15 protein-coding genes are annotated in these 13,626 nt (G+C 36.3%); 8 read left to right on the top strand and 7 right to left on the bottom strand.

Features of this window, described 5'->3' with window-relative positions:
• Positions 1-5: 5 nt before the first annotated feature.
• From BST91_RS10425 to BST91_RS10410, 4 genes are all read right to left on the bottom strand, one after another.
• The gene (locus BST91_RS10425; protein ID WP_042277130.1) at positions 6-1,529 is read right to left on the bottom strand and encodes an SGNH/GDSL hydrolase family protein; all 1,524 of its coding nucleotides are present in this window, start codon (positions 1,527-1,529) and stop codon (positions 6-8) included.
• A gap of 11 nt (positions 1,530-1,540) precedes the next feature.
• Positions 1,541-2,794 carry an OmpP1/FadL family transporter gene (locus BST91_RS10420; protein ID WP_042277133.1) on the bottom strand — a complete coding sequence of 418 codons (1,254 nt, stop codon included), beginning with the start codon at positions 2,792-2,794 and terminating at the stop codon, positions 1,541-1,543.
• A 104-nt stretch (positions 2,795-2,898) separates the two neighbouring features.
• A complete protein-coding gene (locus tag BST91_RS10415) occupies positions 2,899-3,666 on the bottom strand; it encodes an alpha/beta fold hydrolase (RefSeq protein ID WP_211280394.1) in 768 nt (255 codons plus the stop codon).
• Positions 3,666-4,382: a pyridoxine 5'-phosphate synthase gene (locus BST91_RS10410; RefSeq protein WP_085775349.1), complete on the bottom strand. Its 717-nt coding sequence runs from the start codon at positions 4,380-4,382 to the stop codon at positions 3,666-3,668. The genes BST91_RS10415 and BST91_RS10410 overlap by 1 nt, the downstream gene beginning before the upstream one ends.
• A gap of 95 nt (positions 4,383-4,477) precedes the next feature.
• Between BST91_RS10410 and BST91_RS10405 the strand changes: the two genes are divergently transcribed.
• The 8 genes from BST91_RS10405 to BST91_RS10375 all read left to right on the top strand — a co-directional run bounded on the left by BST91_RS10405 (position 4,478) and on the right by BST91_RS10375 (position 11,594).
• A complete protein-coding gene (locus tag BST91_RS10405) occupies positions 4,478-5,137 on the top strand; it encodes a CBS domain-containing protein (RefSeq protein ID WP_042277137.1) in 660 nt (219 codons plus the stop codon).
• 2 nt (positions 5,138-5,139) lie between these two features.
• A complete protein-coding gene (locus BST91_RS10400; RefSeq protein WP_085775348.1) occupies positions 5,140-6,012 on the top strand; it encodes an NAD kinase in 873 nt (290 codons plus the stop codon).
• Between the two features lie 99 nt (positions 6,013-6,111).
• Entirely contained in the window at positions 6,112-6,795 is a 684-nt protein-coding gene (gene porG / locus BST91_RS10395) for a type IX secretion system protein PorG (protein ID WP_042277141.1), read from the top strand.
• 6 nt (positions 6,796-6,801) lie between these two features.
• Positions 6,802-7,536, top strand: a complete 735-nt coding sequence (locus tag BST91_RS10390) for an isoprenyl transferase (protein ID WP_060523630.1) — start codon at positions 6,802-6,804, stop codon at positions 7,534-7,536.
• Positions 7,537-7,540: 4 nt separating this feature from the next.
• Positions 7,541-10,120 (top strand): BamA/OMP85 family outer membrane protein, encoded by a 2,580-nt coding sequence (locus BST91_RS10385; protein WP_244895611.1) that lies wholly within the window; start codon positions 7,541-7,543, stop codon positions 10,118-10,120.
• Positions 10,121-10,154: 34 nt separating this feature from the next.
• On the top strand, positions 10,155-10,715 hold the full coding sequence (locus tag BST91_RS13325) for an OmpH family outer membrane protein (protein WP_244895609.1): 561 nt from the start codon (positions 10,155-10,157) through the stop codon (positions 10,713-10,715).
• Positions 10,716-10,810: 95 nt separating this feature from the next.
• Complete coding sequence (locus BST91_RS13320; RefSeq protein WP_244895608.1) at positions 10,811-11,020, top strand: hypothetical protein; 210 nt, start codon at positions 10,811-10,813, stop codon at positions 11,018-11,020.
• Positions 11,021-11,084: 64 nt separating this feature from the next.
• A complete protein-coding gene (locus BST91_RS10375; RefSeq protein ID WP_042277147.1) occupies positions 11,085-11,594 on the top strand; it encodes an OmpH family outer membrane protein in 510 nt (169 codons plus the stop codon).
• Between the two features lie 70 nt (positions 11,595-11,664).
• On the opposite strand, the gene BST91_RS10370 is transcribed toward BST91_RS10375, so the two are convergent.
• From BST91_RS10370 to pheS, 3 genes are read right to left on the bottom strand one after another with little or no spacing between them, the layout of a single operon-like run.
• Positions 11,665-12,063, bottom strand: coding sequence for a hypothetical protein (locus tag BST91_RS10370; RefSeq protein ID WP_042277149.1), 399 nt, complete (start codon positions 12,061-12,063; stop codon positions 11,665-11,667).
• A complete protein-coding gene (locus tag BST91_RS10365) occupies positions 12,060-12,461 on the bottom strand; it encodes a hypothetical protein (protein ID WP_085775346.1) in 402 nt (133 codons plus the stop codon). The genes BST91_RS10370 and BST91_RS10365 overlap by 4 nt, the downstream gene beginning before the upstream one ends.
• Positions 12,461-13,480, bottom strand: a complete 1,020-nt coding sequence (gene pheS, locus BST91_RS10360) for a phenylalanine--tRNA ligase subunit alpha (RefSeq protein WP_085775345.1) — start codon at positions 13,478-13,480, stop codon at positions 12,461-12,463. The genes BST91_RS10365 and pheS overlap by 1 nt, the downstream gene beginning before the upstream one ends.
• Positions 13,481-13,626: the final 146 nt, after the last annotated feature.

Below are 13,626 nucleotides of genomic sequence, written 5' to 3'. Positions count from 1 at the left end.
TATTTCTAGTTAACGTTATCACTAGCTGTAACAGACGGATAGTTACCTATGTCAACAGTTGGAATAGTTGAACCATATTGTTCATTGATTGCTTGAATAATGGTGTTTGCTGTGTAAGCATAACCTCTAGCAGTTGGGTGTACGGCATCTAGAGAGAATGCTCCACCACTAGCATAGGTGCTTGATAGTAAACCACCGTTAAAAGCTACACCGCCATTTGCAACATCAGCAAGAACTGCTCTTGCGTCTACATAAGCTAAGCCATTTGCTTGTGCTAATGCTTCAATTGTAGCATTGTAAGAAGCCTGTGCAGTGCTTATTCTTTGTTGTTCATTTTCAGTTAAAACAAGGTTGTCGCCAGCTGGTACACCAACACCTATTACTGAAGCTGGGTTGCTAGGATCTGCAAGTGTTCCTAGTACTGTAGATGCTGTAAAAACAACTAAATCATTAGGGGTTGCTTGTCTCAATTTTGGTAAAAATTGTCCCGGTTGTGTAGGATCCGGCAAATCAGTCAAATCTTCATCAAGTATTACGATAGCATTTTGACCTTGGGCAAAACTTATAGTTCTTGCAGTAGCCTCTTCTTGAGAAAGAAGTGGCGTTTGTGCATAAGCAGCCATAGCACCATTGTACTGTGCATAGTTTTGATTAACAAATGCTGCTGTTTGCGCATCTAGTGGAATTGCGTTATAAGGTACAGTTGTAAAAAATGGAATTGAAGTTACATCCGGTATGTTTACTAGTGCTCCTTGAGCTCCATTTGCGGTTAGACCTTGAACAAGTTGTTGGTACACACCTGCAAATACATTGTTGTTAGTAATATCATTTCCTCCATATGTTGAAGGGTCAATGTTACCTGTTTCATTGTGATCTTCTCCATCACCACCATTAGTAGCGTACCCTAGAATATCGTTGTTTCCTATCCAAAGAACAAAGAAAGAACCATCAGCAGCAATAGCATCACCGATTACAGTTGAACTTTCTGAGCTAGAAAAACGTGCATAGTATGGATTTGCTGTTCCAGCAGGAACTCCAGCAAGACTTCCATATCCAGGAGCACCTAAATGATAACTCTTTGCACCAGGTACACCAAAGTTGTTTAATGGTCCTGTTACCTTATTTGCAATGTCTGTTGTAGGAGTTCCTGCTAATGGAGCAGGACCTACTGGAGTTCCCATGTTTGAGGTAAGAACAAAACGGTTGTTTGTGATCTGTGTTCCGTTTAAAAGTAGTCCTCCTAAGTTGTCGTTTACTAATGGCTGATTAAATTCATTACCACCTACAAATTGCATTTGTCCTGCGAGAATATTAGGGTAAGAATACGTTTGACCATCTAAATAAAGAGCGCCATCTGCAAAACCTGCAGTTAACGAGTTACCTACGGTTACTAATTTAGAAAAATCTGCATCACCAGCGGTATAAACACCACCTTCTTCAATTGCATTGTCTAATTCTGGCTCACAAGCTGTAAGTGCTAGTGCAGCTGCAGCAAGTAGAGATATATTTTTGATATTAATTCTTTTCATCATTTAATGTTTTACATGTTATAAGTGATACCTATACCTGGGATGATTGCTTGTGACTTATAAGTTCCGGCAAATGGAGCATTAACTGGAGCTCCTGGGTCTGAATAAAAGTCATAAGACTCATTAATTTCCTTAAATCTTAAGTAAAGAAGCGATGCATCTATAGCAAACTTAGATGATACTTGGTAAGTAAAACCAAATGTATATCCTTGTGAATCGTTACGTGGAGTTTCTGGTGCAAAATATCCAGACTGTACTGGTGACTCATCATAGTACCATCCTGCTCTTACTACAAACTTGTCTGTTGCAGTATACTGTGCTCCTAATCTATATGTGCTAGAATCTTTGTAGTTTCTAGGGTTTATACTTGAAGAACCATCTGCAAACTCTATGTCTAGGTTCTCGTACTCACTCCAGAATGCACGATTATAATCAAAAGCAAACAACCATTTGTCGTTTAATTTATAAGATAAACCAACTGTTGCTTCAGCAGGTAACGGTAGTGTAGCCGTAAAGCCTTGTGTACCGTTTGAAGGAACAAGTGTGCTATTAGGGAAGTTGCTGAAGGTTGCTGTACCTTCTGTACTCTCAATATTTATTAAACTACGGTAGTTAAAACCTAAAGAGAAATTATCTGTAGGAGTGAATAATAAACCTGCAGTCCAACCCCAACCGGTAACACCCGAATCCTCAATGGATACGTTAGATCTTGTACCTTCTTCATCAACTAGTGATCTAGATGCATTTCTATTAAATTCTACACCACCTATAGCTAGGATAGGTCCACCACCTATACTTACACTGTCAAATAATTGGTATGATAAGGTAGGTTGAATAAAAATTGCCTGTAATTCAATCTCATTGACTAAGTGCGATCCAGACCAATCAGTAGGCCACGTAACGTTACTACCGTATGGTGTGTAAACACCTATTCCGGCAGAAAATTTATCGGTTACTTTGTAAGTTGCATACAAGTAAATAGGTGTTCCTGTTGGACTATCTGTATCTGCAAATGTTCCAAATTCTGCATTTTGATAAGCTACGTCACTAAATACGCCAAAGCCACCTGCACTTACACTTAATTTACTTTCTAAATGAACTAATCCAGCTGGGTTGAAGAACAGAATATCTGCACTGTTAACTACAGCTACACCAGTATGTCCCATTGCGAGCTGCTTGTTACTTTGTGTACTTACTCGGTATCCACCGGCGTATGCCATTGCTGAAACCAAACCTAGTACAAGAAAAAGTTTTAATTTGTTCATAGTCAAATGTTTGAGAAAAAATCTAATTTGTTAATGAGTCAAATTTAATATTAAATTAATGTTACGCAAGCGTTTTCGTTATTATTATGCTTGCATAACGTAATTTATTTTACGAATTCGTTAACAAATTGGTAGAAAAGTTGAGGTTGTTCTGCATGTAGCCAGTGTCCAGCGTTTGGGATTGTTTTTAATTCCGCTTTCGCGAAAGCGTGATCAATAAGCATTTTATCGGTATCTAATATATACCCTGAATTGCCTCCTTTAATAAATAAGGTTGGAATTTGTACAGCTATGTCGGTGGATTCGTGAACTCCGATCATGGATTGGCTATTGCCTAAAACTTCTAAATTGAAACGCCATCCATAGGTATCCTTATTTACACGGTACAAACTTTTTAATAAAAATTGACGTGTACCAAAATCTGTAATACGTTGAGATAATACTTGATCGGCTTCTTTACGGCTAGAGATTTTGGAGAAATCTACGCTTTGTAAGGCATTGATAATGTCACTATGATGTGGAGCATAGGTTTTTGGAGCAATGTCGGCAATGATAAGTTTTTCTATAAGTTCTGGAAAAAGTTGAGCAGCTTTCATAGCGACCTTACCACCCATGCTATGTCCCAATAAGTAAATGTTATTCAATCTATGGTGATCACAATAATCTTTTAAATCTTGCGCCATTAACTCATAGGAAAATTCTTCACTATGAAAACTGCGTCCATGATTGCGCTGGTCTAGAATGTGTACTTGGAGTCCATCCTCATTCCACTGACGGCCTAATGTTTTCCAATTATCTGCCATCCCTAAGAACCCGTGTAAAATCACGAAGGGTTGTCCCGTTTCTCCTAATTGTAAGCTGTGTAATATCATTATGCTAATCGTGACTTATACATGTTGACAACATTTTCTAGGCCCAGATAAATACTCTCAGAAATTAATGCGTGTCCTATTGAAACCTCGATTAAATTAGGAACATTTTCTTTAAAATATTTGATATTCTCAAGAGAGAGGTCGTGACCTGCATTAATGCCTAGGCCAAGTTCATGGGCTTTTAAAGCTGCATCTCTATAGGGCTGCACTCCTTTTTCTGGATTACCTTTTGAAAATTGTACAGCGTATTCTTCGGTGTACAATTCTATTCTATCTACTCCCGTTTTTGCGGCACCTTCTATCATTTCAATCACTGGATCTACAAAAATACTAGTCCTTATGCCTTGATTTTTAAAGTGTTTAACAATTTCAGATAAATAGGAGTTGTGTTCAATGGTGTCCCAACCAGCGCTTGAGGTAATTGCATCTGGTGCATCGGGAACTAACGTAACCTGGTGAGGTTGCACTTCGTCTACTAATTGAACAAAACTATCAATAGGATTTCCCTCGATGTTTAATTCAGTAGTTACAATTTTTTTTAAGTCTCGAGCATCTTGATACCTTATATGACGTTCATCTGGTCTCGGGTGAATCGTAATACCTTGTCCACCAAAACGCTCAATGTCTTGAGCTACTTTTATAAGATTAGGGACGTTTCCTCCACGAGCATTACGTAATGTCGCTATTTTATTAACGTTTACACTTAAAACAGTCATAGAAATAATTTTAAATCAAAAGTACAAAGGATTCACACGAGCTTAACCCTTAGAAACTCTAATTAATTGTTATTTTGCATAAAAAATAAGCAGTAATGAATCTTCAACAACTTGTTATAAATGATGTTTCTCCTATCTCAATGACGGATAGCGTTAAGGAAGTTCAGCATATTTTCTCACAACTTACTTACTCTCACATACCTGTTATGGATGAAAATGGAGTTTATGTGGGATGTTTGTCTGAAAACGATGCATTGTGTTTTGAAAAACATCAAACAGTTGAAGAAATAAAGTATTCACTAGATGCTTTTCATGTAACGGTAGAGACTCATTGGCTTGATGTATTAGAGGCTATTGCACAACATCAATGTAATATCATGCCCGTGCTCAACGAGAAAAATCAATATATAGGTTACTACGAGCTTAAGGATGTTATGGAGATTTTTAATGATGCTCCTTTTATGTATGAGGCTGGTGCTGTGATTGTGGTTGAAAAAGGAAAAAGTGATTATAGTTTTAGTGAGATTTCACAAATTGTAGAAACAAACGATTCCAAAATACAAGGTATGTTTGTAAGTGGCTATCGTGATCATTTTACAGAGATTACCTTGAAAGTGAGTCCACAGAACTTAAACGCTATTCTTCAAACATTTAGAAGATATAGTTATGAAATAAAATCGGCCGCAGAGGAAGATACCTACTTAGATGCTCTTAAAGAGCGTTCTGATTATTTAGACAAATACTTGAATATCTAACAATGATTAATAAGGTAGCTATATACGGGCAGTATTTACATGCCGATACAATTGCAATTTATAAGCAGCTTATTAATTTGCTAGATCAATCTGGGATTTCTTTTTCTGTCGAAAATCAATTTAAACAATTGCTTCAAGAGCATGGAGTGGTAGAGCAATCACATGGCTTTAAATCGCTTGATGATTCCTATGATTTGTTATTAAGTATAGGTGGTGATGGAACAATTTTAAGAGCGGTAGTATACATAGGAGGCTTAGATATACCTGTGATCGGTATTAATTCTGGTAGACTGGGTTTTCTGGCAACGGTGCAAAAAGACTCACTAGAGCAGGCTATAGAACGTTTAGTAAATGGTGAATATACATTGTCCAAGCGCTCCTTGCTTACTGCTACCCCAATGGGTCACGATGATTTAAATCCAAACTTTGCACTTAATGAAGTTACAGTAAGTCGATACAATACGACTAGTATGATCCAAATAGAAACTCATCTTAACAATGAATTATTGACTAGCTATTGGGCCGATGGGTTAATCATTTCTACACCTACTGGCTCAACGGGTTATAGTTTAAGTTGTGGTGGACCTGTTATCTCACCAAGTACTGGTGCGCTGGTTCTCACGCCAATTGCTCCACACAATCTAAACGCAAGACCATTAGTAATTCCAGATACTACCGAAATAAAAATCAAAGTGATAGGTAGAGAAGAGTCCTTCTTAACTTCATTGGATAATCGTATTTCTAGTTTCCCTAATGAGACCGAGGTTATTGTCAAAAAAGCTAGCTTCACGATTGATCTCGTTTCATTTAAAGATCAAAGCTTTATAAAAACAATTAGACACAAGCTACTTTGGGGCGAGGACAAGCGCAATTAATTCATAGAACTTCCGTTAAATTCACTGTTAACCTTCATTAGCAGTAAATAAGCCTTGTAGGCATGTAGAATTGTTATATTTGCACGTTTTATGATTAAAATGAGATTCATTTTCACGACACTTTTTTTACTTGTTTTCGCTTTCGCGAAAGCGCAAACCTATGAGCTAGGAGTCATGTTTGGTGGTGCCAGTGTTATAGGAGATGTCGGTAGTACACAATACATCGATCCTAGTGATGGTGCCTTTGGTTTAATCGCCAAATGGAACCGAAGTGATAGACACAGTTTTAGAGCTAGTTTTCTATATACTAACATGATAGGAGATGACAATGATAGTGATGATATTTCTAGAGATTTAAGAGGACTTAATTATAATTACAATTTAATTGAGGCTAGTGTAGGTCTGGAGTATACCTTTTGGGAATGGGATTTATACTCAGGTAAATGGCAATGGACACCGTATTTGTACACTGGATTAACAGCCTTTCAATACGATTTGTTTGCCTTAGAAAATGGTGAGTTGGAAAAGTATGGTAGCACCATTGATGCTGCTATTCCAATCATTTTTGGTGCAAAAATGACTTTGACCAGAAATTTGATTTTGGCTGCCGAAATAGGCGCTAGATATACTTTTACGGATAACCTGGATGGAAGTAATCCAGTACGTAGTAAAGATTTTGATGAATTAAGATTTGGAAATGTGAATAACAACGACTGGTATGTCTTTTCAGGTATAACGCTTACGTATACCTTTGGGCGACAACCGTGTTATTGTAATTTTTAATGTTGTATGAGTAAAAATCTACTGGACCATTCAAATATACCACAGCACATTGCAGTCATAATGGACGGTAATGGACGCTGGGCAAAAAAGCAAGGCCTCATGCGAGTGAGAGGTCACGAAAAAGGAGCCAAAGCTGTGCGTCAAACGGTAGAAACCTGTGCAGAATTAGGTGTAAAAAATCTTACTCTGTACGCTTTTAGTACTGAAAATTGGAAACGTCCTAAATTAGAAGTAGATGCGCTCATGAAACTTTTAGTTTCTAGTCTTAAAAAGGAGCTTAAAACACTTCAAAAAAATAACATCTCTCTTAAAGCTGTTGGAGCGTTGGAATTGTTACCTAGTAGTGCTCAAAAAGAACTTAAAGAAGTAATTGAGGCTACAACAGAAAACTCACATATGAATTTAACTCTGGCCTTATCGTATGGCTCTCGTGAAGAGTTGATCAATGTGATTAAAAAAGTTGCGGGCAAGGTGAAGGATGGTGAACTAGAGATAGATCAAATTAATACAGATGTGATTAACAATCATTTGTATACCAGTTTTATGCCAGATGTTGATCTACTTATAAGAACGAGTGGTGAACAGCGTATAAGCAATTTTTTACTTTGGCAAATTGCCTATGCCGAATTGTACTTCACCGAGGTGCTATGGCCAGACTTTAGAAAAGAGCATCTTGTAGATGCAATACTTAATTATCAAGACCGAGAAAGAAGATTCGGTAAAACCAGTGAACAATTATAATAGAATGAATTTTAAAATAGCACAAAAGCTCTTTCTAGCTATTGCCTTATTATCAAGTGCCTTTTCATTTGCACAAAAGGTAGATATTCCGATTGGAGACGCTACCAAATACGTAGTAGGAGAAATAAATGTAGTAGGAAGTCAAAGTTATAATGAGAACACTGTAATTGCTTTTACAGGATTACGTAAAGGTGAAGAAATATACGTTCCTGGTGAAAAATTAAGTGGAGTAGTAAAAAAAATGTGGGATCTTAAATTATTTAGTGATATCCGTATTTATGCTACCGAGGTCATAGGTAATCCTAATGATGATATCGTCGATACGATTAATCTAGAAATTAATATTACTGAAGTCCCTAATCTAAATGAAGTTCGTGTAACAGGATTGCGTAAAGGTCAAATAGAAGACTTGCGTACTGAACTTAAACTTCAAAAAGGTAAAAAGGCGACAGAAAACTTTGTTACCAATACTCGTAATTATATAGAGAATAAATACAAAGAGAAAGGTTTTTTAAATGCCGACGCTAAAATTAAACTTAGAGAAAATAAAGATACTACCGTACAAGGTGCAAACCTTGTTAATATGAGTATTGATATAGATAAAGGGAACAAAGTAAAAATTGCTCAAATCAACTTTGAAGGTAATGAACTTATTACTGATAAGAAGCTAAGAGCAGCCATGAAAAACACTAAAAAGAAAAACATTTTTAGAGTTTTCAAAAGATCTAAATATGTAGAGTCTGGTTTTCAAGAAGACTTAGAGTCTGTTGTAGATAAATACAAGGAAAACGGTTTTAGAGACGCACGTGTCGTTTCAGATAGCTTATATGTTATAGATGATAAAACCATCGGTCTTAATATTAAGGTTGAAGAAGGGAATAAGTATTACTTTGGTGATATTGAATTTGTAGGTAACACGGTTTATACCGATGCACAATTACAACGAATCTTAAAGGTTGAAAAAGGTGATGTATATAATGGAGTTGCCTTTGATGAACGTATTAGTAATCCGCAAGATCCAGATTCTGATGATATTTCAAACTTGTATCAAAATAACGGTTATCTATTCTCGTCAGTTAACGCGGTTGAAACTAGAGTAGCTAATGATACAATAGACTTTGAAATTAGAATCGTAGAAGGTAAAGAAGCTTATTTCAACAACATCTCGGTTTCAGGAAATGTTAGAACAAATGATCATGTACTTTATCGTGCGCTGCAAACTAATCCTGGTGAGAAATACAGCAGACAAAAAATCATCAATTCCATTCGAGAATTAGGAGCCCTGGGTTATATAGATGCACAAAATATTAATCCACAATTAAATAACGTAGATCAACAAGAAGGAACAGTTGATGTAAATTTTGATATTAAGGAAGCAGGAGCAAGTCAAATCGAGCTACAAGGTGGTTATGGTGGTGGTGGTTTTGTTGGAACTTTAGGATTGCGTTTCAATAACTTTAGTCTACGTAATATTTTTAAGAAAGATGCCTACCAACCAGTGCCTATGGGTGATGGACAAACATTAGCAATACGAGCACAAGCAAGTACTATCTTTAGAACCTACAGTCTTAATTTTACCGAACCATGGTTAGGTGGTAAAAAGCCAGTGTCCTTCAATGTTTCATTTTCTCATAGTGAGCAGTTTAGGGTAAATCAACAAAATTTTAGAGAAGTAGATCGCAACCAGAGATTTTTAATTACCGGTGGTACAGTAGGTCTTGCAAAAAGACTTGAGTGGCCAGACCCATATTTTCAAATTTCACATGCAGTGTCATTCCAGCATTATAACTTGAAGAATTTCCAAAGTAATTTATTTAATTTCCCTAATGGTTTTTCTAACAACCTTTCCTATACAATTGGTTTAAGTCGTAACAATGTAGGTGTAAACCCTATTTATCCTACCTACGGAAGTTCATTTTCTATCACGGGTAAATTTACGCTGCCTTATTCATTATGGAATGGTGTAGATTATGCTAATCTTGAAGATGATCCTAGATATCAAACAAATGGTCAAGCCGATCTTAGAAAAATTGATCAAGAGCGATTTAAATTCCTAGAATACTATAAGGTTAAATTTAAGGGAACTTGGTATACTCAATTAGCCAAAAAACTGGTGCTTCAAACAAATACTGAATTTGGTTTCCTAGGAGCCTATAATCAGGATCGTGGATTGGTGCCATTTGAGAGATTCTTTGTCGGTGGTGATGGTTTAGGAGCCTTTTCTTTAGATGGTCGTGACATTATTAGAATGCGTGGTTATGATAACAGTTCCTTGACCACAAATTCAGATGGTGATACGGTTTACAATAAATACTCACTAGAATTGCGTTATCCAATTTCACTGGAGCAAGCTGCATCAATTTATGTCTTAACATTTGCTGAGGCTGCTGGATCATACAGTAGGTTCAATGATTACAATCCATTTGAAGTACAACGATCTGCTGGTGCAGGATTACGTATATTTATGCCAGCCTTTGGTTTATTAGGAGTTGATTTTGGGTATGGATTTGATAAAGTTCCTACACTTCCAAGCAATGAACCTAGTGGTTGGAACGTTCACTTTATAATTGGGCAACAATTCTAATTGTGGCACGGTTATTTTATAAAAGTAGAAGATCATGAAAATTAAGTTTTTAGTAGTCGTATTTGTTGGTTTAAGTTTCGCTTTCGCGAAAGCGCAAAGAGCAGGAGCTCGTGTTGCTTATGTGAATATGGAGTATATTCTAGAAAGCGTTCCAGAGTACCAAGAAGCCTCACGACAACTAGATACTAAAATGCAAAAATGGAAGCGAGAAATCGATGCCATGCAACGAGAGATCAATCAAATGAAAGAATCTCTTGAAAATGAAAAGGTCTTACTTACAAAAGAATTAATAGAGGAGAAGGAAGAAGACATTAGATTAAAAGAGCAAGATCTAGCAGACTATCAAAACAAGCGTTTTAATGCTGAAAATGGTGATTTCATTCTTCAAAAACAACAGTTGATTCAACCAGTTCAAGATCAAGTGTTCAATGAGGTACAGAAGATAGGTTTGTCTAAAAAGTATGATTATATAATTGATAGTTCAGACACACCTTTACTTTTTAGTGCAGAGCGTCACGATATAAGCGACCTAGTACTAAAAGCAATAGGTAGAACTGGTAAAAAGAAAGAACGTGAAAAAAGGCTAAGGAACTAGAAAAACGTAGAGAAGAGCCTTATTTAAATGTTCAAGAAGCCGAGGAAATTGAAGAGAGAGAAGAGGCTAAGGAAAAACTAATAGAGCAGAAGGAAATGGAACGAGCTGAAAGGTTAAGAGAAAGAGATTCTATTAAAGCTGCTAAAGCAGCAGCCTTTCAAAAACGTAGAGATTCCCTACTGGCATTACGTAAACAAAAACGTGACAGTGTTATGGCAGCGCGAGCAGCAGCACGAGAAAAACGTCAAGAAGAGCTTAGAAAAAAGAGAGAAGAAGCACAAAAGAAAAAGGAAGGCGGTGAGTAAGCAGCAACTTATTATATTTGCAGCCGCTTCAATAAAAATTCATCAATAAATTAAAGCAATAGAAATGAAACAATTGAAAACTATAATAGCCATTGCAGCTTTTATATTTAGTGTAGGTCTACAAGCGCAAGATAGTAGAGTATGTCACGTAGCATCACAGGATATCGTAGAGTCTATGCCAGAAGCAAAACAGGCAGAAAAAACACTACGTAACCTAGAGAAAACTTATTTAGCACGTTTAGACGAGATGGATAAGGAGCTTAAAACAAAGTACCAAAATGCTCAACAAGCTGCCCCTAGCCGCAGTAAAGAAGAAAATGAGCGTGTATTGCAAGAACTTGCAGAAGGTCAAAAGAAATTAGAGGAATACTATTCTCAGTCTCAACAAGCTATCGGTCAGAAGCGTGTTGATATACTTAAGCCATTACTTGAAAAAGTAAGAAATGCTATTCAAAAAGTAGCTAGAGAAAAGAATTTTCAGTACGTACTAGATTCAACTACAGGTACTGGTTTAATCCTAGCAGATGGTTATGACATCACTGCTGATGTTAAAAAGGAATTAGGAATACAATAGTATATCTAACGACACAAAAAAAGAGCCGCTTTTAATAGCGGCTCTTTTTTTGTCTTTCATTTAAAGTATTCTAATCTAATAAGATACCTTCCTGGTCCATTAGAGGAATATCTTTAAAGTTAGATTCACTTATTGAATTAGGGTTTGCAATAAAAGTTTTGTCATATAAAGTGTCTCCTTTGAAATAACTAACAATGAATTCGTTTTCAAAAGGAAACACCTCTTCCATCATGAGTTCTATTTTCTCATAACTACGTGCTTTAATTACCTTAAATGCATGTCGCATTGTGCTGGTTTTGCGTCCGTCCTTATGTTTTCCTCTGGTCATTATCATACAGGTCTCTAGTGGTTCTCTTGTATTATTGATGATGTAACTGTTCCAGTCATTGGATGAAAAATCATCGTTCCATTCTTTGACTATGGCAACATATACATCTTTAACCACCGGTATTATAATATCTTTTTTCATAATTCTATATTATGCTCTTTTAATCTTGATTCGATCAATGAAATGAGGTCTTTGGTCTCCTTGCATTCTGATAGTTCTAGACTAGATGCTAGTACCTCGATCTCTTGTCCTTGGTTTGTAGTTAATATTATTGGATAGCTGTATTTAGGTAGCCACTTAGATTTATAGTTTTTTTCAAACTCGTCCTTGTGCAAAAACTCAAAAGATAGATTTGAAAGTTTATCTACGCTTTCGCGAAAGCGTAACCATTCCTCTTTCTCATTAAAAATACCATGGGTAAGATTACAAAGAGCACAATTATAGGTTTTCGGGCTCAATATCTTGTGAGCACTATCCAAGGCTGCGTTTATTGCGCCAGAATTTGCATTATACACAAATATGACGCGTGAACCTGACATTACAATGAATTACTAAATTGTTTTAAGAAACGTACATCATTTTCAAAAAACATGCGTATATCACCTATTTGATACAACAACATCGCTATTCTCTCAATACCCATTCCAAAAGCAAAACCGCTGTATTCATTAGGGTCTATACCGCAATTCTGTAGCACTGCTGGATCTACCATTCCGCAGCCCATAATTTCCAACCATCCGGTACCTTTTGTTATTCTATAATCAGTTTCAGTTTCAAGACCCCAGTAAATATCAACTTCGGCACTAGGTTCTGTAAACGGGAAGTAAGATGGTCTTAAACGTATTTCTGATTTACCAAACATCTCTTTAGTGAAGTAAAGTAAGGTTTGTTTTAAGTCTGCAAAGCTTACGTTTTTATCTATGTACAATCCTTCAACTTGATGAAAAATACAGTGAGCTCTTGCACTTATGGCCTCGTTTCTAAAAACTCTACCTGGAGAAATAGTACGTATAGGTGGTTGATTATTTTCCATATAACGCACTTGCACACTTGATGTATGTGTGCGCAGTAATACGTCGGGATCAGTTTGAATAAAAAAGGTGTCTTGCATGTCACGAGCTGGGTGATGTGCAGGAAGATTAAGGGCAGTAAAATTGTGCCAGTCATCTTCAATTTCTGGACCTTCGCTCACATTAAAACCTATTCTAGAGAAAACATCAATAATTTGATTTTTCACCACATTTATTGGATGACGTGCTCCTACTGGGGTAGGGTAACCGCTACGAGTAAGATCACCGTAAATTCCAGCTTCTTCTTGTTTATCTTCTAACGATGCTTTTAATTGAGCTACCTTATCAGTGGCCTTTTGTTTCAATTCATTAATGGCCTGGCCAAAATCTTTTTTCTGATCATTAGGTACTTCTTTGAACTTTGTAAAAAGTTCTTTGAGAATTCCCTTACTACCTAAATACTCTATTCTAAAAGCTTCAATTGCTTCCTTAGATTGAGCTTCAAAATTTTGGACTTTATTAATGTGTTCTTTTACTTGATCAAGCATCCTTATTCAAATTGGGTTGCAAATTTACTTCTTTTTAATGAGCTGTTATAACTCAGGATTACATTAAATGATTCAAAAAATGATTGAAATAAGTCAAATTTTTAAGTGGTATATTTCTAAAAATGAATGATTCACGAGATTTTGAT

Source organism: Nonlabens tegetincola, assembly GCF_002117085.1.
GTDB lineage: Bacteria > Bacteroidota > Bacteroidia > Flavobacteriales > Flavobacteriaceae > Nonlabens > Nonlabens tegetincola.
The sequence above is the reverse complement of the archived record's forward strand: the minus strand, read 5'-3'. Positions and strand labels throughout refer to the sequence as shown.